Annotated in this window: 20 protein-coding genes; 9 read left to right on the top strand and 11 right to left on the bottom strand. The window is 56.9% G+C overall.

The window, feature by feature from the left end; all coding sequences use genetic code 11:
* Nucleotides 1-47: 47 nt before the first annotated feature.
* From ACT3RQ_RS02455 to ACT3RQ_RS02445, 3 genes are read right to left on the bottom strand one after another with little or no spacing between them, the layout of a single operon-like run.
* Entirely contained in the window at nt 48-1,472 is a 1,425-nt protein-coding gene (locus ACT3RQ_RS02455) for an FAD-binding oxidoreductase (RefSeq protein ID WP_444679942.1), read from the bottom strand.
* Entirely contained in the window at nt 1,472-2,773 is a 1,302-nt protein-coding gene (locus ACT3RQ_RS02450) for an L-fuconate dehydratase (RefSeq protein WP_444679941.1), read from the bottom strand. The genes ACT3RQ_RS02455 and ACT3RQ_RS02450 overlap by 1 nt, the downstream gene beginning before the upstream one ends.
* 36 nt (nt 2,774-2,809) lie before the next feature.
* Nucleotides 2,810-3,973, bottom strand: a complete 1,164-nt coding sequence (locus tag ACT3RQ_RS02445) for a fumarylacetoacetate hydrolase family protein (RefSeq protein ID WP_444679940.1) — start codon at nt 3,971-3,973, stop codon at nt 2,810-2,812.
* 300 nt (nt 3,974-4,273) lie between these two features.
* On the opposite strand from ACT3RQ_RS02445, the gene ACT3RQ_RS02440 reads away from it, so the two are divergent.
* From ACT3RQ_RS02440 to nanR, 5 genes are all read left to right on the top strand, one after another.
* Nucleotides 4,274-5,275: a sialic acid TRAP transporter substrate-binding protein SiaP gene (locus ACT3RQ_RS02440; protein ID WP_444679939.1), complete on the top strand. Its 1,002-nt coding sequence runs from the start codon at nt 4,274-4,276 to the stop codon at nt 5,273-5,275.
* Between the two features lie 57 nt (nt 5,276-5,332).
* Entirely contained in the window at nt 5,333-5,875 is a 543-nt protein-coding gene (locus tag ACT3RQ_RS02435; protein ID WP_444679938.1) for a TRAP transporter small permease, read from the top strand.
* Between the two features lie 42 nt (nt 5,876-5,917).
* Nucleotides 5,918-7,297 carry a TRAP transporter large permease gene (locus ACT3RQ_RS02430; protein ID WP_253927031.1) on the top strand — a complete coding sequence of 460 codons (1,380 nt, stop codon included), beginning with the start codon at nt 5,918-5,920 and terminating at the stop codon, nt 7,295-7,297.
* A 55-nt stretch (nt 7,298-7,352) separates the two neighbouring features.
* Nucleotides 7,353-8,429, top strand: coding sequence for an Ldh family oxidoreductase (locus tag ACT3RQ_RS02425; RefSeq protein ID WP_444679937.1), 1,077 nt, complete (start codon nt 7,353-7,355; stop codon nt 8,427-8,429).
* 76 nt (nt 8,430-8,505) lie between these two features.
* Complete coding sequence (gene nanR, locus ACT3RQ_RS02420; RefSeq protein ID WP_444639151.1) at nt 8,506-9,228, top strand: transcriptional regulator NanR; 723 nt, start codon at nt 8,506-8,508, stop codon at nt 9,226-9,228.
* An 11-nt stretch (nt 9,229-9,239) separates the two neighbouring features.
* Here nanR and ACT3RQ_RS02415 read toward each other — a convergent pair whose 3' ends face one another.
* The 5 genes from ACT3RQ_RS02415 to ACT3RQ_RS02395 form a co-directional block, all read right to left on the bottom strand.
* On the bottom strand, nt 9,240-10,817 hold the full coding sequence (locus ACT3RQ_RS02415; protein ID WP_444679936.1) for an aldehyde dehydrogenase (NADP(+)): 1,578 nt from the start codon (nt 10,815-10,817) through the stop codon (nt 9,240-9,242).
* Nucleotides 10,818-10,828: 11 nt separating this feature from the next.
* Nucleotides 10,829-11,827 (bottom strand): AraD1 family protein, encoded by a 999-nt coding sequence (gene araD1 / locus ACT3RQ_RS02410; RefSeq protein ID WP_444679935.1) that lies wholly within the window; start codon nt 11,825-11,827, stop codon nt 10,829-10,831.
* Nucleotides 11,828-11,853: 26 nt separating this feature from the next.
* Complete coding sequence (locus ACT3RQ_RS02405; protein WP_444639148.1) at nt 11,854-13,137, bottom strand: TRAP transporter large permease; 1,284 nt, start codon at nt 13,135-13,137, stop codon at nt 11,854-11,856.
* A 3-nt stretch (nt 13,138-13,140) separates the two neighbouring features.
* The gene (locus tag ACT3RQ_RS02400; protein ID WP_444639147.1) at nt 13,141-13,734 is read right to left on the bottom strand and encodes a TRAP transporter small permease; all 594 of its coding nucleotides are present in this window, start codon (nt 13,732-13,734) and stop codon (nt 13,141-13,143) included.
* A 106-nt stretch (nt 13,735-13,840) separates the two neighbouring features.
* Nucleotides 13,841-14,917, bottom strand: a complete 1,077-nt coding sequence (locus ACT3RQ_RS02395; protein WP_172117970.1) for a TRAP transporter substrate-binding protein — start codon at nt 14,915-14,917, stop codon at nt 13,841-13,843.
* A 330-nt stretch (nt 14,918-15,247) separates the two neighbouring features.
* Between ACT3RQ_RS02395 and ACT3RQ_RS02390 the strand changes: the two genes are divergently transcribed.
* The 4 genes from ACT3RQ_RS02390 (at nt 15,248) to ACT3RQ_RS02375 (ending at nt 19,799) form a co-directional block, all read left to right on the top strand.
* Nucleotides 15,248-17,050 (top strand): IlvD/Edd family dehydratase, encoded by a 1,803-nt coding sequence (locus ACT3RQ_RS02390; protein ID WP_444639146.1) that lies wholly within the window; start codon nt 15,248-15,250, stop codon nt 17,048-17,050.
* A gap of 1 nt (nt 17,051) precedes the next feature.
* Complete coding sequence (locus tag ACT3RQ_RS02385) at nt 17,052-17,996, top strand: DMT family transporter (RefSeq protein ID WP_444639145.1); 945 nt, start codon at nt 17,052-17,054, stop codon at nt 17,994-17,996.
* A 31-nt stretch (nt 17,997-18,027) separates the two neighbouring features.
* Nucleotides 18,028-18,798 (top strand): FadR/GntR family transcriptional regulator, encoded by a 771-nt coding sequence (locus ACT3RQ_RS02380; RefSeq protein WP_172117973.1) that lies wholly within the window; start codon nt 18,028-18,030, stop codon nt 18,796-18,798.
* 74 nt (nt 18,799-18,872) lie between these two features.
* Nucleotides 18,873-19,799 carry a Gfo/Idh/MocA family protein gene (locus tag ACT3RQ_RS02375; protein ID WP_444679934.1) on the top strand — a complete coding sequence of 309 codons (927 nt, stop codon included), beginning with the start codon at nt 18,873-18,875 and terminating at the stop codon, nt 19,797-19,799.
* A gap of 59 nt (nt 19,800-19,858) precedes the next feature.
* Here the strand turns inward: ACT3RQ_RS02375 and ACT3RQ_RS02370 are convergent, their stop codons facing one another.
* The 3 genes from ACT3RQ_RS02370 to ACT3RQ_RS02360 all read right to left on the bottom strand — a co-directional run bounded on the left by ACT3RQ_RS02370 (nt 19,859) and on the right by ACT3RQ_RS02360 (nt 22,823).
* Nucleotides 19,859-20,767, bottom strand: coding sequence for an NAD(P)-dependent oxidoreductase (locus ACT3RQ_RS02370; protein ID WP_444679933.1), 909 nt, complete (start codon nt 20,765-20,767; stop codon nt 19,859-19,861).
* 83 nt (nt 20,768-20,850) lie between these two features.
* Complete coding sequence (locus ACT3RQ_RS02365; protein WP_444679932.1) at nt 20,851-21,906, bottom strand: Ldh family oxidoreductase; 1,056 nt, start codon at nt 21,904-21,906, stop codon at nt 20,851-20,853.
* 38 nt (nt 21,907-21,944) lie between these two features.
* Nucleotides 21,945-22,823 carry an NAD(P)-dependent oxidoreductase gene (locus tag ACT3RQ_RS02360; RefSeq protein ID WP_444679931.1) on the bottom strand — a complete coding sequence of 293 codons (879 nt, stop codon included), beginning with the start codon at nt 22,821-22,823 and terminating at the stop codon, nt 21,945-21,947.
* Nucleotides 22,824-22,876 lie beyond the last annotated feature (53 nt).

Raw genomic sequence — 22,876 nt, 5'->3', positions numbered from 1 at the left:
AACCCCGCCCTGCTGGAAATCCCAGCGGGACGGGGCTAGGTTGGCGATTAGCCGTCGCTAGGCAGAATACGCCCGGGATTCATTAGCCCTTTCGGGTCGAACAGGTTTTTAACCCCGCTAATCAACTCCCGCTCGATAGGCGATAACCGTGCCAGGTAGGCCGCCTGCTTGGTGCGCCCAATGCCGTGCTCTGCGCTGATGCTGCCGTGAAACTCATCAAGCACGTCAAAAAGCCGCTCTTCCAAGGCGTGCAGATGGGCTTTTTTATCTGCGTCAGGAAGTGCAGTGGGCGGCAGTATATTGAAGTGCAGATTGCCATCGCCCACGTGCCCGTAAGCGATGATTTCGCACTCGGGAGACGCGTTCATTACTACGTCACTGGCGCGGGTGACAAAGTCGGGAATGGCTGAGATAGGTATCGAGATATCGGTACGTAAATGCTCGCCGCGCCGCCGTTGGCCTTCCAGCATGCTTTCGCGGAACTGCCACAGCTGCGCGGACTGGCTAGCGCTGGATGCCAGTGCCCCATCAAGCACCAGCTCACGCTCCATACCGGTTTCCAGCAGTTGCTCCAGCATGGCGCCTAGATCCACTGGTCCCGTGGCCGCGACTTCCATCAATACGTACCAAGGGTAAGCGCTTTCCAGCGGGTCGCGTAGCTCGGGCGTTGCCTCTATCGCAAGCTCAATACAGCGGCGGGGAATGAGCTCGAAGGCGGTTAGCAAGTCGCAGCAGTCGCGTCGCGCTAAACCATATAGATCGATCACCGCTTGTACCGATGGCAGGCCGAGCAGGGCGGTGCGGTTCTGGGTAGGCCGAGGCGAGAGTTTGAGTACAGCACCCGTGACAATTCCCAGCGTGCCTTCACTGCCCAGAAACAGCTGTTGAAGGTCGTAACCGCGGTTGTCCTTATGCAGAGCACTCAGGCTATCCATCACGCGCCCATCCGGCAGAACGACCTCAAGGCCGAGCACCAGCTCGCGCATCATGCCGTAGCGCAGTACGTTGAGCCCACCTGCGTTGGTGGCGATATTGCCGCCAATCTGGCAGCTGCCCTGAGCGCCGAGCGAAAGCGGAAATTCGCAGTCATGCTCAAAGGCGGCCAGCTTAACGTTTTCGAGAATACAGCCCGCATCCACCGTGATGGTGAAATTGATCGGATCAATGGCGCGCACGCTATTCAACCGCTCCAAGCTGATTACCAGCTCCTGACCGCTTGCGGCGGGCAAGGCACCTGCCACCAAACCGCTATGACCGCCCTGGGGCGTCATAGCGACACCTTGTGCATAGCAGCGCCTGACCACCTCAGCGACCTCTGTTGTATCAGCCGGGCGTGCCACGGCCAGCGGCACGCCCAGCGTATCGCCGGCCCAGTCGCTTACATAGCGCGCCATGGCCTCCGGCTCGCGCAGCAGACCACGCTCGCCAAGCAGGGTAGCCAGCTCATTGAGAAAGCTAGTCGTGTCTGTCATTAATCCGACTCCTGCCATGCAGCGCCCTCGGGGTAACGATGTTGTGCCTGGGATTCAGCATGCATGGAAATGCTGTAGCCTGGTGCCTCGGGCACCTGATAGCGACCATGATTAATCACTACTGGGTCGATAAAGTGCTCGTGAAGATGATCCACGTACTCAAGCACACGCCCTTCAAGCTCGCCGGATACCGCGATGTAGTCAAACAGCGAAATATGCTGGGTGTATTCGCACAGCCCAACACCGCCGCCATGCGGGCAAACCGGTACGCCGTACTTGGCGGCCATCAGTACGACTAGAATCACTTCATTGAGGCCACCAAGGCGGGCAGCATCCAGCTGGCAGTAGTCAATGGCGTCCGCCTGAAAGAACTGCTTGAACATCACTTTGTTGTGACAGTGTTCGCCGGTGGCGACCCCGATCGGCGCGACGCGGTGGCGGATCTCGGCGTGGCCCAGAATATCGTCGGGGCTGGTGGGTTCTTCGATCCATAGTGGGTCAAATTCAGCCAGACGGCGCATCTTGGCGACTGTTTCATCGACTTCCCATACCTGGTTGGCGTCCATCATCAGCACGTTGTCCCAACCGATCTCTTCTCGCAGTAGCGCTGCACGGCGGGCATCCTCTTCAATATCGCCGCCAATTTTCTGTTTAAAGTGGGTCCACCCTTCTGCTAACGCTTCCCGGGCCAGGTTGCGCACTTTGTCATCGCTGTAGCCTAGCCAGCCTGCAGAAGTGGTGTAGCCGGGGTAGCCATCGCGGCACATTTCGGCCTCACGCGCCGCTTTGCCGGGGCCTTGGCGGCGCAGCAGGCAAATTGCTTCCTCAGGCGTTAGCGCATCGGTGACAAAGCGGAAATCAAGGCAGCGCACCAGCTGCTCTGGAGTCATATCCACCAGCAGTTTCCATACCGGCTTGCCTTCGCGTTTTGCCCACATATCCCACACGGCGTTAACGATGGCGGCGGTAGCCAAGTGAATCGCACCTTTATCGGGGCCAATCCAGCGCAACTGACTGTCGCCGGTGAGCTCGCGCCAGAACGTACCCATATTGTCGGTAATGGAGGAAAGCGTGCGACCCTCGATCAGCGGCGCCAGGGAGTGCACGGCGGTGACCACAATCTCGTTACCCCGGCCGATGGTAAAGGTTAAGCCGTGCCCTTCCGGGCTGCCATCATCGGTATGCAGGGTGACATACGTGGCTGAGTAATCGGGGGCGGCATTCATGGCATCAGAGCCATCGAGCGAGCGCGAGGTGGGGAAACGGATATCCTGGATCTCGACGTGCGTAATTGTTGTCATTGCGTTCTCCGGGGTGTGATTTAAGCAGTGGAAGGATCAGCGGCGGGCCAAGTGACGCATCAGTTCGCGAATGCCGTAGGTCCAAGGCGGTAGCTGATCGCTTCTGCCCACCGGGTTAACCAGGGAGCCCAAGGCTGGGGTAGAAATAGTCACGCGATCGCCGAGGTGGTGAGTAAAGCCCTGGCCTTTGCCATCACGGTCTTTGATAGGGGAGAACATCGTACCCAGAAACAGCATGAAACCATCCGGGTACTGGTGATGTTCACCGATGGTTTGACTTACCAGGTCCAACGGGTCGCGGCTGATCTCGCGCATATCGCTCTCGCCTTGAAGCAGGAAGTCGTCATCCTCGCCTTCAATACGCAGTGCGACTTGGCAGTTGCGCACGCTGTCGATAGTAAAGTGATCATCAAATAGACGAATAAACGGGCCGATTGAGCAGGAGGCGTTGTTATCTTTCGCCTTGCCAAGCAGTAGGGCGCTGCGTCCTTCAACGTCGCGCAAGTTGACATCATTACCCAGAGTAGCGCCGCGTACCTGACCGCGGCTGTCCACGGCTAGCACGATTTCCGGCTCGGGGTTATTCCATTGTGAAGATGCATGCAACCCTACTGACGCACCAAAACCTACCGAGGAAAGCGGCTGAGCTTTGGTAAACACTTCCGCATCAGGGCCGATACCCACTTCCATATATTGTGACCAGCCACCGCGTGCCTGAAGCGCTGTCTTAAGCGCCATGGCCTCTTCAGACCCGGGGGCAATCTTGGAAAGATCGGTGCCAATTAGTGCCTGCAGGTCGTCGCGCAGCGCAACGGCTTTAGCCGGGTCGCCGCCCGCCTGCTCTTCGATTACCCGCTCCAGTAAGCTGACGGCGAAGGTGACGCCACAAGCTTTAACAGCCTGAACATCACAGGGGGCGAGCAGGTAGGGCGCTTGTGGTTGAGCCTGTTGGGAATTCGCCAGCAGCGTCTCGATGCTGCCCAACGATGCACCCTCGGCGCGTCGCACCACCTCCAGAACATCGTCGCGCTCCAGCAGGTCGGCCATGGTAGGGCCAAACTCGGTGATGTCGATGATGTTGCCCTCGTTCACCGTGACCAATGCGGGACCCGGGTGCGCGCCGTCCAACCATACGCGGCCCACGAGCAGAGCGTTATCCAGGTCAGTGGGAAGAGTATCAATCAGTGATAGTGGTTGCATGAGCGCCTCCTGATGAACAAGCGACCGGCGTTGCTACCGTGTCGCCTGCGTTGTTATAGATGTTGTTCTGTATGACAGGTATACCAGAGCATGACTTACTCTAGCGCACCGCTACATTTCGGGTCGATAGGCAAATCTGTTTAGATGAAGGTAGTTGCGCAATTGAAGGCCGCCAGCTAAGTTTGAAACTGCTGGTATGATACGTATACAGCAAGATGGTCGGTTACATCCGCTATTGCTATTCGCAAGTGCTACTCGCAAATAACCAACAATAAATCCAATGGTTGTGAGGAAAATAAGATGCGCTATAAAAGCCAATACCACCTAGCCATGTCTCGCCTGTTAACCGCTACGCTAATCGCTGCAGGTATCAGCGTGGCCGGTGCGGTACAGGCCGCCGAGAACCTGCGTTTTGCCCACGTTTATGAAACGTCGGAGCCTTTCCATAAGTGGGCACTGTGGGCGGCAGATGAAATTGAAGAGCGGACCGATGGCCGTTACACCATGGAGGTATACGCCGCTTCTTCTTTGGGTAAAGAAGAAGACATTAACGAAGGGCTTGGGCTAGGCACGGTGGATGTCATTTATACCGGCACGCAGTTTGCTGGCCGCGGTTATGGGCCAATCGGCATTGCGGGGGCTGCGTATATGTTCCGTGACTTTGATCACTGGCAGGCCTTTGCTGACAGTGACCTGTTCCAGGAAATTGCCCGAGGCTACCAGGATGCCACCGGGAACGTGCCACTGACGCTCAATTATTATGGCGAACGCCATGTAACATCGAATACGCCGATCAATACACCCGAGGATATGTCAGGCCTCAAGATACGTGTGCCCAACGCGCCGATGTACATGATGATGCCTAACGCAGTAGGCGCTAACCCCACCCCGATTGCTTTCGATGAAGTCTACCTGGCCCTGCAGCAAGGTGTGGTCGACGCGCAGGAAAATCCGCTGCCAACCATTCGCGCCAAGGCGTTTCATGAGGTACAGGATTACATCAATCTAACCGGCCATATTACTGATTCGCTAATCACGATCGTAGGTGGACCGCGCTGGAACCAACTGAGCGAAGAGGATCAGGAAATATTCCGCGAGGTATTCCAGGAAGCCGCTGAGAACAACACCCAGGATATCCTGCAGGCTGAGGCAGAGCTGGTCGCCTGGTTTGAGGAGCAGGGGAATACCATCAACGAAGTGGATCGCGACATCTTCCGTGAGGCCGTTGTACCCGCTCATAACGGCGATGCTGCCACCTGGGATCAGGAAACCTACGATCGCCTACAGGCTATCGGCCAATAATCCAACCTCAGCGAACACTTCGCTAACTTTTTGGCGAAGTGTCTGGAGTATTGAGCCATGAGTGACGCACGCGAAGATGCACCGCCCAGCATTGATCCTATGGTGGATTTTGAATCCGCCTTTGAAGATGCCCCCTTCAAACTGAGTGATTATCGAATTGAAGACTTTGTGACCCTGACGTTGTTCTGGGCACTTATTCTGGTGGTCTTCGCTCAGTTTTTTAGCCGCTATGTGATGGGCAGTTCTATCGGCTGGACTGAGGAAATTGCCCGTTATCTGCTGATTGGGGTTGGCTTTTTGGGCAGCGTAATGGCCGCCCGCAACGGCAGCCACATCATGGTGGAGTTCTTCTACCATTACATGCCGGGGTGGCAGGCACGTTTATTGGAGCGCTTGGTGGGCCTGGTAAGCCTTGGTTTTTATATAGCAATGGCGTGGATCGCCTATCAGCTGGCAGCACGTACCAATAGCCTGATGGTATCGGTCGACCTGCCCAAGAGCATCATCTATTTCACGGTCTGTGCGGCGTTTGTATTAATGGCGCTACGTACCATCCAGCGGCTTTATCTGAAGTACCGGGATCGTACCGATGTCGTTTGAGAAGTGGTATCCCGTTATGCCATTTTTATCGAGAGGCCTGCTATGCCCCGAATTTCCATGATGCGTTGGCAAAAACCGTTAGTGTCGCCACTGCTCTCGGTACTGGCCGTGCTGGGGTGCGTAATATTACCGCTGATGGGCTATCACCTCGGCTTCTTGTTTTTCGCGTTATTCACCATGTTGGTGCTCGGGGTTCCCATTGCGGTTAGCTTGGCGGGCGCCTGTCTGATGTTTGTACTGATCACAGGCCAAGTGCCCAGCATCGTCATAGCGCACCGCATGATCAACGGCATCGATAGCTTTCCACTGCTGGCCATTCCGTTTTTTATCTTTGCTGGCAGCCTGATGAATAACGGCGGCATCACGGAGCGAATCTTCAATTTTGCCAAGGCCCTGATGGGCTGGATGCGCGGTGGGCTGGGGCACGTTAACGTGGGCGCCAGCATCGTGTTTTCTGGAATGTCAGGGGCGGCCGTGGCGGATGCCGGTGGCCTTGGCATGATTGAAGTGAAGGCGATGAAAGATGCGGGCTACGATGAGGAGTTTGCGGTGGGTATTACCGCGGCCTCATCCACCATCGGGCCGATTATCCCGCCGAGTTTACCCATGGTCATTTACGGCGTTATGGCATCAGCCTCTGTGGGCCAACTGTTTGCCGCCGGGTTAATTCCTGGGCTGTTAATGGGGGGGATGTTAATGCTGATGATCTTTATCATCTCGCGCCGCCGCGGCTATCAGCGTGACGCGATATTTTCGATGCGCGTGCTTGGGCATACCTTTAAGCGGGCTTTTCTATCACTGATGACGCCCGTTATTATCGTGGGCGGTATTATCACCGGCGCGTTTACCCCTACTGAGGCGGCGGTCGCTGCGGTGTTCTATGCGCTGATACTGGGTATCGTGGTTTACCGCACCCTGACCTGGCGTAAGCTGTTAAAAGTCAGTATGGAAACCATCGAGACAACCGCGGTCATTCTGTTGATTGTCTCTTCAGCATCGATATTTGCCTGGATACTCACCAGTAACCAAGTCACCCAGAACGTGATTGCTCTAATGGGGCCGTTTGCCGATAGCAAACTTGCCGTACTGATGATGGCCAACATTGTACTCATCATTGTCGGCTGCTTTATGGAAACGATCGCCGCGATCACCATCCTGGTGCCGGTCCTGTTGCCCATGGCGGTTGCCGTGGGTGTCGATCCCGTTCACTTTGGCGTGATTATGGTGCTCAACCTGATGATCGGCCTGTTGACGCCGCCGGTGGGAATGGTGCTCTACGTACTTTCCCGAGTATCCAATGTCAGCTTTGAGCGTTGCATGCGAGGAACCATTCCGTTCCTGATTCCGCTGGTGATCTGCTTGCTGTTAGTGACTTTTATTCCGGCTATTTCCATGTGGCTTCCCACGCTGATATACCGTTGAGCACGACCGGCTGATTAGCCGTTAACAACAATATTAGGCTTTGGAGTATTGCTTGATGACCGATACGTCATTGGATTTTCGCGTTACCCGTGAGGATTTAACGCGCTTTATGCAAGCGGCACTTGTGGCTGCTGGCGCCAATCAAGCATCTGCCGATGCCGTGAGCCGAGCGTTGGTAACCGCCTCACGCATGGGTACAGATAGCCACGGGTTACGTCTATTGCCGCATTATTTACAGGCGCTGAAAGGCGGGCGTATCAACGGCGCGCCTGACATGGTGTTTCACCAGCGCTTGGCGGCAACGGGCTTTTTAGATGCCGATGATGGGCTAGGTCATTTGGCAGGCTATACCGCCATCGAGCATGCCATGACGATGGCTGGCGACGTGGGAATGGGGGCTGTGGCGGTTGGAAACTCATCGCACTTTGGCGCAGCGGGGTGCTATGCGTTGGCGGCGGCCGAAAAGGGCTATCTGGGCATGGCGTTCTGTAACTCGGATCCGTTCGTGCTGCTCCATGACGGCGCCAAGCCTTTTCACGGCACTAATCCTATCGCCTTTGCGGCGCCGGTAGCTGGGGGCGCGCCGTATTTGCTGGATATGGCGACCAGCTCGATTCCCTGGAACCGCGTGCGGCAGTTCGGGGCGATTGGTCGCGAACTGCCGGATCAGGTGGCTGCTAATGCTGAAGGTAAGGTGAGCCGCGTGCCTGGCGAGGTTACAGCATTGCTGCCGTTAGGAGGCAGTAGCTTTGGGTTTAAAGGCGCAGGGCTCGGCGGCATGGTCGAAATACTGAGCTCGATGCTCTCGGGAATGCAGCACGGCTTCAAACTTTTACCCATGGTCGGGCCGGATATGGCGACGCCACGTGGCGTGGGGCATTTCTTTTTAGCAATGAAACCCGATGCGTTTGTGGAAGAAGGCACGTTTGCACGCGGGCTGGCTGAATATTTAGCGGATCTCCGGGCCCAGCCTGCTACACCAGACGCGCGGGTAATGGCGCCAGGTGATCGCGAATGGCGCTGCCAAGCGCAGCGCGATGTTGGCGGCATTCCTCTGGATTCTGCCAATCAGTCGGCTTATGCAGAGATCGCCAAGCAGTACCAGCTAGCGCCGCTATCTCGACTCGATTGAAGGGACAGTTGAAGGATCGCAACGGGAAATACAGTAAAGTGGCGGTGAATTCCAGGTTAATCAGGAGCGACTGCCTATGAGCAGATACCGGATCGAGCGTAAAACGCTGTCTGAACAGGTCGCCGAACAGCTTGAGGCAGAGATTCTGGAGGGGCGGCTAAGCGAAAATGATCAATTGCCTTCAGAACGGGAATTGATGGAGCAGTTTGGTGTAGGCAGGCCCGCCGTGCGTGAAGCACTGTTCCATTTGCAGCAGCTTGGGTTAATCGCGATCAACAGCGGTACGCGTGCGAGGGTGATCCGGCCTACCGCCGAAGCCGTCATGGCGAGGCTTTCTGGCGTTACCCGGCAGTTGCTTTCCAAGCCTGATGGGCAGCAGTATTTTCAGGAAGCCCGGGCGATGTTCGAGATATCACTGGCGCGTCATGCTGCGCGCCACGCAAGCGATGAGGATTTGACGCGATTGCGCGATGCGCTGTCAGCCAATCGTGACGCTATTGGTGATGAGGCTCGTTTCAAGCGCTCCGATAACGACTTTCATGGCGTATTGGCAAGTATTGGCCGTAACCCGATCTTTGATGCTATTCACGTGGCGCTTTCTGAATGGCTGGATGATCGGCGCGCATTGGTATTACAGCAAAAGGATGAGGATAAGGCGGCCACTGCTGCTCATACTGAAATCATCGAAGCGATCGAGTCCCGGGACCCTGATGCGGCCGAGGCGGCCATGCGGCGCCACCTCGACCGTCACTACGGCACCTATAGGCAGCTTAAAAAACGCCTATCGGATGCTTCTTAACGTTGCTGGGGCTAGCCCTCACGCTTACCATCCACCAGTCGCGAAACCTTAAAAGGATTATCGTCGCGCAAGGCTTCAGGCAGTAAGCCAGCAGGCAGGTCCTGATAGCAGACGGGGCGCAGGAAACGATAAATCGCGGCGCTGCCGACAGACGTGGTGCGGCTGTCGGACGTTGCCGGGAACGGTCCGCCATGCACCATCGCGTGACCCACTTCGACCCCGGTCGGCCAGCCATTGGCCAGGAGTCGACCGGCGCGCTGTTCAAGCGTGGGCAGAAGTGATTTTGCGGCCTCCAGGTCGCCATCGTCCATTTGCAGGGTAATCGTCAGCTGACCTTCGAGCTGGTCGGCAACACGCTGCATCTCCTGCGCGTCAGCGCACTCAATGACCAGCGAGGCAGCACCAAAGATTTCGCCCTGAAGCGCGTCATTGTTAAGGAAGTCCTGAGCGCTGGCCACAAATAGCCCTGTTTGGCAGCTATGCGGGCCGCTGCCTGCTTGGCCGCGCGCCACTTCCTTGACGCTTGGCTGGCTCGAAAGGGCGGAGACACCGCTTTGATACGCCTCATGGATGCCGGGCGTCAGCATCGTTTGGGCGCCGCTGGCTTTAACGGCTTCCCCAGCGGTAGCGATGAACGCATCCAGGTCAGCGCCTTTGAGGCCAATGACCAGGCCAGGGTTGGTGCAGAACTGGCCGGCACCCATGTTCAGCGAGGCGACAAAGCCTTCGGCAACCTTGTTGCCGCGCGCTTTCAGTGCCTCGGGGAACAGGAATACAGGGTTGATGCTGCTCATTTCGGCATAAACGGGAATCGGCTCGGGACGCGCCTGGGCAGTCGCCATCAAGGCCATGCCGCCGCTGCGCGAGCCGGTAAAACCAACCGCTTTAATACGCGGGTCTGAGACCAGCGCTTGGCCAATATCGCGACCTGAGCCGAACAGCAGCGAAAACACCCCTTCCGGCATGTTGCACCTGGCCGCAGCGCGTTGAATGGCGCGACCTACCAGCTCAGAAGTGCCGGGGTGGGCGGAATGGCCTTTCACGACCACAGGGCAGCCTGCCGCCAGCGCCGAGGCGGTATCGCCCCCTGCTACGCTGAAGGCCAACGGGAAGTTGCTGGCGCCGAATACGGCCACGGGGCCAAGCGGAATATGACGCTGGCGTAAGTCGGCACGCGGCATGGGCTTACGCTCAGGCTGGGCCGGGTCGTAGCGCAAATCCAGCCATTCACCTGCGCGCACTACCGAAGCGAACAGCCGTAGCTGGCCGCAGGTCCGGCCTCGCTCGCCTTCAAGGCGCGCTTCAGGCAGGCCGGTTTCGGCCACGCCGCGCTGGGTCAAGTCAGCACCAATGGCCTCAATTTCTTCGGCAATGGTTTCCAGGAAGTGAGCGCGCGCTTCAAGTGAGATTTCGCGGTATTGATCAAACGCCGCCTCGGCAAGCTGGCAGGCTTTTTCAACCTCGGCGCGGCTACCACCGGGATAGCGCGGCTCCAGCGTTTCGCCGGTGGCCGGGTTAACGGCAACAATATCGGCTTGAGTACCGGTGACGGCCTGTTGACCGATAAGCAGTGTACCTTGCAGTGTCATGTAGCCTCCTGTTAAAGCGCGTTGACGATGGTTGTTTCGTGCTTGTGATTCGTTGGCATGCGTAGCGTGTTGCGTAGTGAGCGGCCAAAATCGTTAAGCGTGATCTCGAAACGATCACCATCGCGGGTTTGAATCTGGTCGGCAAAGCTCAGCGTGGCGGTGCCGAAGAAGTGGACGTGGACATCGCCCGGGCGGCGAAAGCCTGTGTATTTGAAGTGGTGGTGCTCAAGATTGGCGAGGCTGTGGGCCATATTGGACTCACCGGTTAAAAACGGCTTTTCCCACAATGTTTGACCATCGCGCACAATGCGGCTGGTGCCTTCAAGGTGGGCAGGCAACTCTCCGATCAACAGCTCTGGCCCAACGCTACAGGCGCGCAGCTTGGAGTGCGCCAGCCATAGGTAGTTAAAACGCTCGGTAACATGGTCGGAAAATTCGTTACCCACAGCGTAGCCAATCCGCCACGGAGTGCCATCGTCAGCCACCATATAGAGCCCCGCAAGCTCTGGTTCTTCACCAGCATCCTGGGCAAACGCGGGAGAAGGCATGTCTGCTTCCGGCGCGACGATGCAGTCGCCATCGCCTTTATAGAACCATTCCGGCTGAGACCCTTCGGCATTATCGGAAGGCTTTCCGCCTTCAACGCCGAGTTTGAACATGCGCATGGAGTCAGTCAGCTCCTCCTCGGCCACTTGAGTTTTGGCATGCATGGCGGACCGGGTATCGGCGCTGCCCAAGTGGGTGAGGCCGGTGCCGGTCACCAGGCAGTGGGCAGGGTCGGGATGCGTGAGCGGCGGTAGCAGGCGCTGCTCGTCGATTAGCGTTTGGTAATCAACCAGCGAGTCGCCAAGCCGTGATTTAATGGCTTGTTCAAGCGACTCCCCAGCGGCAATAGCGGCTTTGGCTAGCGCGTAAGTGCCGCCCTCTATGGCGATGGGGCGAACCGTCTGGGCATCCTCTACCAGAGCAACGTGAACTTGGTTCTGGTCGAGGTACTGAATCAAGCGCATATGATTTCCTTATATAATGTCAGTGATTAGTTGCCGCGCACAGCGGTGAGGTCCGGTAGCCATGTCACAATCCCGGGGAAGGCAATCAAGATAACCAGTACCACCAGCAGGGCGGCGTAGTAGGGCAGCATGGCCTTAACCAGCTGTTCCATGGAGACCTTGCCGACACCACAGCCAACGTAAAGGCAGGTGCCTACCGGCGGTGTTAAAAGGCCGATACCCAGAATGAATGCCATGAGGACGCCAAAGTAGACCGGGTCGACACCCACAGAGGTGACAATGGGTGTCAGCATAGGTGCCATAATGACCATGGCAGGCGTCAGGTCCATCACGAATCCTACGAGTAGTAGTAAGCCCGCAACGATTAATAGCAGTAAGAAGGGATCCTGGGTGATTGCCTGGACTTGGGTAACCAGCGTTTGCGGCACCATATTGATAGTCAGAAACCAGGCGATGACGGTGGCAAAGGCCAGCAGAAGTAACACCATCCCGGTTAATCGAGCCGTACGAATCAACATACCCCACAGCTCGCGGATGTGGAATTCGCGATATATCACCAACGAGATAAATAGCGAGTAGAGCAGGGCGGCAACGGCGGCCTCAGTAGCGGTAAATACGCCACCGATAATCCCGCCGATAACGATCACCGGCAACACCAAGGCAAGCCACGCCGCCTTAAAGGCTTTCCACAGTACATCGAAACGGAACTTGCGGGTCTGTCCGGCATGGCCGATGGTGGCCATGATGAAGGTCGTGGCCATTAACCCGAAACCAATCAATATCCCCGGCACGATACCCGCTATAAACAGGCGGCTAATGGAGGTTTCAGTCACGATGCCGAACAAAATCAGAGGTATAGACGGCGGAATAATAATGCCGATGACCGAGGAAACGGTATTGATTGCCGTGGCTTGGGGAGCAGTGTAGCCCTGCTTAGTCATGGAGGGGATCATCATCGCGCCGGTCGCGGCTGTATCGGCCACGGCAGAACCACTAATGCCGCCAAAGAACATTGAGCCGGTAATCGCGACCTGGCCCAGACCACCGCGAACGAAACCGACCAAAGCCCCAGCAAGCTCCATTAAGCGGCGGGCAATGCCGCCGTTGCTCATTACTTCGCCCACTAGAATAAAGAACGGGATGGCCAACAGAGGGAAGCTATTTACCCCACGTATTGACTGCTCAATCATGATGGAGAGAGGAATATCCGAGAGTAGCGCCATCACCACGGCCGCAACGCCTAGGCCAAAGGCGATGGGCAAGCCCAGAGCCAGCGAGGCGAACAGAATGCCTAGAAAAATCCATAGCATGGTTTAACGGTCTCCATCAGCGGTGGGCATGACGTCCGGCGAACGTATCTGCAAAATGCTTTGCCAGGCGCGCCAGATAGCCACGGCGGCAATAAAGGCGGCGCAGAGTACCAGCGAGACATTCACTATATTCCACGGCACGCCAAGGATTGCGGTGCGCCCGGAGGCTCGCGACATCACCAAAAAGCCACCCCAGACGATGATGCCCATCAACGCAGTGATCACCAAATGCTGAAACAGATACAGTGCATGGGCAGCGCGCGGTTTTAACCTGCGCACTAAGATATCCACCGCAATATGCTCATAGCGAGCAAATGCCGCCGCGGCACCCAGGAAAATCAGCCAGATAAACAACATACGTGCCAACTCATCGGCCCAGGGCAGCGAATGATTCAATACGGCGCGGCCCACGACGTTGGCCGACACCGACAAAATGAGCGCTACCAGCAGAGCCGCAATTGTGTGCTCCATTGCCAGTGTTAGCCATCGGAACAGCGCAGGACCACGGCGCTGCTCGGTATCGATCTCCAGCGGCTCGCGCTGAGGGTCATCGAAAAAGGCCGTGGTATCCGGAATAGGAGTATCAGGTGTGTCCATGAGCTCTCCGAAAAGACAGGTAACGACCATGCAAGAGGCGTTGGCCTCTTGCATGGTCTAATCGTGGAAAATGCGCACGAGAGCAATCCGAAGTATCAGCGGATACCTATTGGGCTGCTGTCGATCCGGCGAGCCGCTGGAACTCTGCCACTAAATCTTCACCAATGCGTGGTGCCCACTCGTCATAAACGGGCTGTACAGCTTCTTGGAAAGCTGCGATCTGTTCGTCAGTTAAGCGCGTCACTTGCATGCCACGCTCTTCAAGCTGCTCGCGTGCCCAGTCGTCGTACTCTGCTGAGAGCTGGATTTCATAATCGGCGGCCTGCAGGGCAGCCTCCTGAACCAGCTCCTGATACTCAGGGTCCAGTCGATCCCAGGAGCGCTGGGAGATCATCTTAATAAAGGGGGTATAAACGTGGCGTGTTTCGGAGCCGTAGTCCTGCACTTCATAGAAGTTGGATGTCAGGATGGTGCTCCAGGGGTTTTCCTGGCCATCCACAACGCCCTGCTCCATTGCTGAAAACAGCTCTCCAAACGCCATGGGTGTTGGGTTGGCGCCAAGTGCCTGCCAGATAGCCAGGTGAACGGGGTTTTCCATGGTACGTACTGAAAGGCCGCGGACGTCCAGCCCGGCTACATCTTCCGGCGATGAAACTTCGCGTGCGCTATTAGAAAGCTGGCGGAAGCCGTTTTCAGCAAAGGCCAATGCCTTGATGCCGGTGCCGTCAAACGCATCGAGCATCTCTTGGGCAGCGTCGCTACGCATGGCCTCGATGGCAGCTTCACGAGTAGGGAGCAGGAACGGTAGGTCAAAAACGGCCAACTCTTCAACATAGCCAGTCGCGGGGGAGGAGGAGGGGTAGGTCATGTCCAACGTGCCGGTCTGGAGCATTTCCATCATCTGCACGTCATCGCCGAGCTGGCTGTTGGGGAAGATGTTGACGCTGATTCTTCCTTCGCTACGCTGGTCGAGAATATCCGCAAAGTATTGGCTGGAGATGTACTGAGGCGAGCTTTCGGCCAAGCCAAGCCCCATGCGTAGAGTCACGCTGCCGTGATCGCCTACGACGCCGCCTTCGATCTCGGGTGGGTCAGAAAGGTCGGGCGTTTGCGCGTAAGCCATGCCTGAGCTGAGTAGCGTAGCACCGGTCATTAACAGGGTGCGTTTCCAAAGATAATGCATCGTTATCACTCTCCTGGCGTACTGCAGACCGCTTCGCGAAGAACGTCTTGCAAGCGAGCTGCAACGTGGTTGTTGTTATGTTTGAGCGGCACTTCCCTCGTGGGGTCAGCACCGCAGCCCTGAACTGAATGTCTAACGTTTTGAGTATATGTTCAACATATACTTTTGTATGTATCGACGGCGCTGTAAAGAACGCGTACCGTCATGGCGACCCCCTCTCCTTATGTTTAAAGGAGATTATTGAATTTAATTGAGAATGTTAGTAGACGGTTAAGTGGCTTAGGCACGCCTGCTGACGTTTTACCTTTACTTTAGGCGTGGAGCGTAGCCATGGCCAACCCTCATCGAATAACCCCTGAGCAGTTGCGTTCACGTTACTGGTTCGATAACCCTGATCATCCCGGCACTACGGCGCTGTGTATTGAGCGTTACCTCAATTACGGCATTACGTTGGATGAGTTGACGAGCGGTAAGCCGATTATTGGTATCTGCCAGTCGGGATCTGATTTAACCCCGTGCAACCGTCACCATATTGATCTGGTCAAGCGGGTTAAAGACGGTATTCGCGCGGCGGGTGGCGTGCCGTTCGAGTTCCCCATGCATCCTATCCATGAGAATGTGCGTCGGCCGACCGCAGCGCTGGATCGCAATCTTGCATACTTGGGGTTGGTGGAAGTGCTCCATGGCTATCCGTTAGACGGCGTGGTGCTCACCACCGGCTGTGACAAAACCACTCCCGCTGCGCTGATGGCCGCGGCAACGGTGAATATCCCCGCGATTGTGCTGTCCGGTGGGCCGATGCTTAACGGCTGGCGGGGCGCCGAGCGGGTGGGCTCGGGCACGATTATCTGGGAGCTGCGCAAGCGCCTGGCAGCGGGGGATATCGACTACGCAGAATTCCTTTCCCGCGCCAGCGACTCAGCGCCTTCGATTGGCCACTGCAATACCATGGGCACGGCGTCCACCATGAACTCCATGGCTGAGGTATTGGGCATGAGCCTGCCGGGCTCGGCGGTCATCCCCGCGCCCTACAAAGAGCGCGCCATGGTGGCCTATGACACTGGTGTGCGAATCGTCGATATGGTCTGGGAAGACCTGCGCCCGCTGGATATTCTGACCCGCGAAGCATTTGAGAACGCCATTGTGGCCTGCTCGGCCATGGGCGGCTCGTCCAACGCGCCGGTACACATTAACGCTATCGCCCGTCATGCAGGCGTTGAGCTTAATAACGACGACTGGCAGCGCCTGGGCCACGAGATTCCGCTGCTGGCCAACGTGATGCCTGCCGGCGCTTTTCTGTGTGAAGAGTTTCACCGTGCGGGCGGCGTGCCCGCAATCCTTCATGAACTCCAGGGGGCCGGCAAGCTGCATAGCGATGCGCTGACGGTGAATGGTCGCTCTCTGGGCGATAATCTGCAGGGCCGGGAAACCCAGGATCCCAATGTGATTTGCCGCTACGCCGAGCCGCTGGTGGCCCATGCAGGGTTTCTTAATCTCAAGGGCAATTTGTTCGACTCAGCGCTGATGAAAACCAGCGTTATCTCTCGAGATTTCCGCGAGCGCTTCTTGAGTGATCCCGGCGACCCTGAAGCCTTTGAAGGCAAGGTGGTGGTGTTTGATGGCTCAGAAGATTATCACGCCCGTATCGACGACCCAGCGTTGAATATCGACGCTCGCACCATTTTAGTGATGCGTGGCGCTGGCCCGGTAGGGCATCCCGGCGGCGCCGAAGTGGTTAATATGCAGCCGCCAGAGGCGTTGATCAAACAGGGGATTGAGTCGCTGCCCTGCCTGGGCGATGGGCGTCAGTCGGGCACTTCCGGCTCGCCGTCGATTCTCAACGCGTCTCCGGAAGCAGCCACAGGAGGCGGGCTAGCGCTGCTTGAAAGCGGCGATCGGCTGCGGGTTGATCTTAAACGTGGCGAAGTACAGCTGCTGATTGATGCCAGTGAGCTGGAAGCACGCCGCGAGCGTTTGGCTCAGCAGGGCGGCTACTGTTACCCAGGCCACCAGACCCCTTGGCAAGAGATTCAGCGCAGCATGGTCGAGCCGCTGGATCGCGGCATGACGTTAGAACCTGCGACCAAGTACCGCGATGTCGCCCGCCAGCATCCGCCCAGGGATAATCACTAGCATGAGCAGCTTTAGTGCTTTATCACATCGCCAGCAGGGGCTGCTGTTGACCGGTGGCGGCGCGATGATCATGGCGCCGGATGCCTTGCTGATCAAAGTAGCCGATCTGCCCGATGCTGAGATACTCATGTGGCGCGGCTTTCTCTCCGCGCTGGGTTTTTTACTGATCGCCTTGGCGCGCTATGGCCGCGGCACATTGGCGGCTTATCGCCGCTGCGGTTGGACCGGCATCGCCGTGGCGCTGCTGTTCAGTCTGACAACCTGTGGTTTTGTGCTTGGCAATCAGTACACCAAGGCAGGTAACGTGTTGATGATCCTGGCCAGCGCACCATTGATCGCGGCAATTCTCTCCTGGGTCATTCTCAAGGAGCGCTTGCCCCGACGCACTTGGCTTGCGATCTGTTTGTGCATGGCGGGTGTCGCCATGATTGCGTTAGATGACTCGGGCGCAGGCTCGTGGGTAGGCAACGCTTTCGCCTTGGTGACGGCGACGACTCTGGCGATTAACTTTACCCTCTGCCGTACGCGGCCAGGGGTGGATATGAGCCCGATGCTGGTATTCAACGGCCTTATTGTGGGAAGCGTAGCAGGGATTTTCTGGCTGGCGGGCAGCGAGCCATCCTTACCCGCTACGAACCAGCTAGCGGTGGTGGTATTGCTTTGCCTGTTCATTGTGCCTTGCGGCGTCACACTGTTGCAGCGTGGGCCGTTGTATCTGCCTTCCGCTGAAGTCGGCTTGCTGCTGTTGCTGGAAGTCGTGGTGGGCACACTGTTGGCTTGGTGGATTCTGGCGGAACAGCCCGCACCGGTCGCCATGGTGGGCGGCGCCCTGGTGCTTGGCACGTTAAGTGCTAAAGGGCTTTATGAACGGCGGCTGGAGCTGAGGCAGCGCGCCGGGCTTGAAACGACGACACCCACCACCGTAGACAGGTCAAGTACGTTATGATTGTCTGGAATTGAAATAGGGTCTTATCGCAGTGACATCATCTCTCAGTAAGCCGCTGGCTCGCCCCAGTATCGCTGAATACCTTGCCGAGAAAATCTTCGGCGGGTGCTATCGCCCCGGCGACTTTGTGCCGCGTGAACTGGACCTATGTGAACGCTTTTCGCTTAACCGTTCGGCGGTACGTAGTGATCTGCGCCAACTGGTGGAGGCGGGTATTATCGAGCGTATCTCAGGCCACGGCTCTAAGGTGCGTGAGTACTCAGAGTGGCATATTCTCGATGTTCAGGTGACCGACTGGCTTACCCGTTATGCGGCCCCCAATCCCGATATTCAGCGCGAAATTCTCGCGTTTCGCCTGGATGTTGAGCCCTATGTGGCGATGACCGCCGCCAAGCGCGCCAAGGCGCGTGATTTAGTGGCCATCGAAGAGGCCTTTGAAGGGCTGGGCCAGAACCTGCGCAATGCGACCTGCCAAGAAGAACGGCGTTTACACAGCGAGTGTGATATTGCCTTCCACGAGGCGATCTTTAAGGCGACCCACAATATCGTCTGGGCGCAGCTGTCGCATATCCTGCGGCCCTCTATCTACCTGCTGGTCTCGATGTCGAACGAAAGCGCCTCTGATCCGGAAGAGAGCCTGGAGCGTCACCGCCAGCTGATGGAAAGCATCCGGCTGCGTCGCCCTCGCGAGGCGTTTCTAGCGGCCCAAGCGGTATTGGCAGGGACGGCAGAAGCGCTAGGGCTTGAGCATAGCGTTAGCTCATTAGGGCGCAGCGTTGAGCTGCCCCACGCTGCGCCCTGAATCTATTTCTCGTTAAGCTTTCACATTAAAACCTTTTACGTCAAAACCTTTCACATCAAAACAAAGGCAAGCACATGTCTGACTTCAACCTCGGCTTAGTGGGTGTGGGCAAAATCGTTCGTGACCAGCACCTTCCGGCGATAGCTACCATCCCGCATTGCCTGCTTGTCGCCACAGCAGATCCTCACGCTACGTTACCGGGCGTGTCCGGCTATCAAGACTTGGGCGCGATGCTCGATGCCCACCCTGAAATAACCGCCGTGGCAATCTGCACGCCGACGCACCTGCGTTACTCACAGGCGCGCCTGGCGTTGCTGCGTGGCAAGCATGTGCTGCTGGAGAAGCCACCTGGGGCCACACTCAGTGAGGTGGAAAGCTTGATTTCGCTGGCTGCCGAGCAAGGCGTTAGCTTGTTTGCCGCTTGGCACTCACGCTTTGCCCCCGGCGTAGCAAAAGCCAAGCAGTGGCTGTCAGCACGCCAGGTTCAGCGCGTCGAGATCGAGTGGAAAGAAGACGTGCGAGTATGGCACCCAGGTCAGGCGTGGATATGGCAGCCGGGCGGTATGGGGGTATTTGATCCAGGTATCAACGCGCTTTCGATCGTCACCAGCATTCTTCCTCAGGCGTTTTTTCTGCGCCAGGCACAGTTATGGGTACCGACTAATTGCCAGACCCCAATTGCCGCTGAGCTGTCTTTTGCCGATCCAGATGGTGCCGAGATTGAGGCGGTCTTTGATTTTCGCCAAACCGGCCCACAAACCTGGGATATCCACGTCGCTACGGATAACGGACGTTTGAGCCTGACCCAGGGAGGGCGGCGCCTGATGATTAACGACGAGCTTATAGTGGATGAGGAGGAGCGCGAGTATGCAGGCCTTTATAACCACTTTATTGAGCTTGTCGCCAGTGGGCGTAGTGACGTGGATGTAGCGCCACTACGCCAAGTGGCTGACGCATTTTTGTATGGCCACCGCGAGGCTACCGACGCGTTTGTGGAGTGAACGCTGCCAATTCGCGATGGAAAGTTAAGCCGCGATGGCGAGGTAACCTGGGGTTTATTTCAGTGCTTGTTGCCGTCTGAGCCCATACCATTACGCTGCATGCAGCTGTCGTAAGATTGGGGAACGAAGCTCTCTTCCCCCACATCATTTCGAGCCAGTTTAAGGAACTCGCAAAGTGGGGGAAGCATGTCGGACGTTAGCCGGTACTCGGTTAACGTTTCAGCTAGATAGCGCATGTCCTTTTCTGCATTTCCAAGGCTAAACTGCAATTTTGTGCACTCTTTCTGCAGCACCCACTCCATAACCGGGGCCAGCATGGCGCTGTTGGCGCCACCCTGAGAACAGATTTCCAGCAATTTATTCTGCGGGACATCCATTCCGGCAGCCATGGTAGCGGCTTCACTAACCAGCGCCGCAGCACCCAGCGACAGGAAGTTATTAATCAGTTTCAGCTTATGTGCTGACCCGACTGCACCCACATGAAAGATGTTCTCAGCGAAGCTTTCAATGACCGGCGTAATGCGCGTAACCGTTGAGGCATCGCCCCCCAGCATAACGTTGAGCCGTCCCTCCCGGGCTTCGCGCGGCGTGCGGGCTAACGGCGCGTCAACCAGGGTGACTCCTTGCTCTGCGACAGTTTCAGCAAGGCGCTCGGTCGATTCAGGATGAGCCGTAGAGCAGTCGACAATAATTAGCCCTTCATGGGCCCCGGCCATCAAACCATCGGCTCCGGTCACAATCTCGCTAACCTGTTCGGACGTTTTGACGCAGATAAACACAATATCGCTGTTTTTGGCCATCTCGGCGGCGCTTGCGACTTCAACTGCCCCTTCGGCAGAGAGCACCTCTAATGGCGAGCGATTGCGATGCGCCATAACGCTTAGCGGGTAGCCATTACGCACTATATTGCGGGTCATTTCCTTACCCATTAAGCCGAGCCCGATGAATCCGATACGTTCCTGTTTCATGGTGACCTCCGATCAGTTATTTGATGACGTCCTGGATAACGCTCACTTGTCTGAACTTGACCATAAATCTAAGCAGAAAGCGGTTATTGGCGTGCCTGAGGGAAGGCAACGCCTAAACGCTCTGACCAATCGTGAAGCGCTTCGGGAACACCCTCTGGAAGCGGAACGCCTTGTTGTGAGTAGCGCTTGTGGAGATCGAGCCCGCGCTCTCCAGGAATGCGTACCTGAGGATCGCCTTCGGCGACTGGGTTGTTACGGCACGCATCGGCCAGCGCGCCGGTTTCACGCTTGAACGCTTCAAGCCCACCAAAGGCTTCCGGGTCCAGCACCTGTACCATGACCGAGGCGCCCCACTGCGTAGGTGCCTGTACCCGCCCGAACCCAGCCAGGCCAGACGTCAAGGCTTCTACCATGAGCCCTAGTGCGTAGCCTTTATGGCCATGGTCCAGCCCGCCGATGGGCATAATGCTGCCTTTGGGCTCGTCGAAAAGTACCTCGGGGCGATCGGTTGCCTGGCCCTGATTATCTTTAAGCCACGGATAAGGCAAGCGGCTATTCTGCTTGTTAAGCCGCCCCACCATGCCATTGGTGGTAATGGACGTACTGACATCCAAAAGAACAGGGCCTGAATCAGTCGGGTAGCCCACGGCGATAGGGTTGGGCGTATGGGTCGCCACTAACCCGCCATAGGGGGCAACGGATTTGGTCGCCGGGTCGGATGATTCAATCACCACCACAAGGTCTTGATCGGTAGCACGCTTTAGGTAGGCAGCCAGACAGGCAATATGGTTAGAGCGCCGAATCACCACCGTACCGGTACCGCAGGAACGCGCCATGGATTCCGCAGCTTCCATGGCTTTGAGAATCAACCACGGCCCGGGTAAGTAACGGCCATCCCAGGTTTGTACGGCGGCTCGTTGAGAAATCACCTCATAATCACCAGTGACTGGCATGTGGCCTGACTGTATTTCCTCAAGATAAGGCGCAAGGAGTTGCAGCCCGTGAGTGGTGTGCCCCATCAGGTCGCCTTCGACAAGCATTTCAGCGACGGCATTGGCTTTACCATCATCGAGCCCTGCGGCTAAAAGTAAGTCAGTGCTGAATCGCGTTATTTCCTGAACATCGTAATGTTGGCTCATTGTGTTTATTTTCCCGGCGTTATGGGTGGACAGAAGGTTTATTGATTGTGGCGTCTGAGCTGGCGTATCAGGGCGCTATGGTCAAGATCACCCTCTCCCTCGGCGATAAGCGCTTCATAAAGCCCGTTGACCAACGAGGATACCGGCAGCTTCAGCTGCCATTCCTGGGCTAAAGCCATGGCAGTCTGAGTGTCTTTCAGTTGCCATTTCGACGGCCCGCCGGGATTGAAATCTTCCTTGATCATGCGCTGGCCGTGGATACGCAGAACAGTCGAGTCGGCAAAGCCTCCTTCTAGCGCATTCAGCATCTGTGCAGGATCAGCTCCCCCTTGCTCTGCCAGTAATATGGCTTCGGCCACGGTAGCAATGGTGTTGGCCACGATCATCTGATTGGCAAGCTTGACCAGCTCACCGCTGCCCGCAGGGCCAACATGGACCGGTCTGCCGAGCGATAAAAGGATAGGCTCAACGGCTTTAAAGCTTTCAGCATCTCCGCCCGCCATGATGGCCAGGGTGCCGTCAATCGCTCCCTGCTCACCACCGGATACCGGCGCGTCCAAGTAGTGAATCTGATGCTTTGAGGCCTCCTTAGCTTGGCGACATGCCGTCTCGACCGGAATAGAGCTCATGACGATCAGAGTGGCGCCGGGCTGCATGGCGTTGAGCAGGCCATCTGAACCTAACAGTAATTCATCGCACACAGGACCCGAGCTGAGCATAACGATCACGACCTCGCTTTCGGTGACTGCCTGTTCAGGCCTTTCCACTGTCTCGATACCTACCGCTTCCAAGCTGTCGGCCTTGCTTCTTGTCCGGTTCCAGGCGCGCACCTGATGACCTGCTTTGGCCAAGCGCCGTGCCATAGGAGCACCCATAATGCCGGTGCCAATAAAGCCGATAGACCGTAACGTTGTCATTATTAGTTCCTCTAACGGTGGGGAGGCTGTTGAACCGCTTTTATTGTTATTGA

Source organism: Halomonas sp. AOP43-D1-4, from assembly GCF_052446175.1.
GTDB lineage: Bacteria > Pseudomonadota > Gammaproteobacteria > Pseudomonadales > Halomonadaceae > Vreelandella > Vreelandella citrativorans.
The sequence above is the reverse complement of the archived record's forward strand: the minus strand, read 5'-3'. Positions and strand labels throughout refer to the sequence as shown.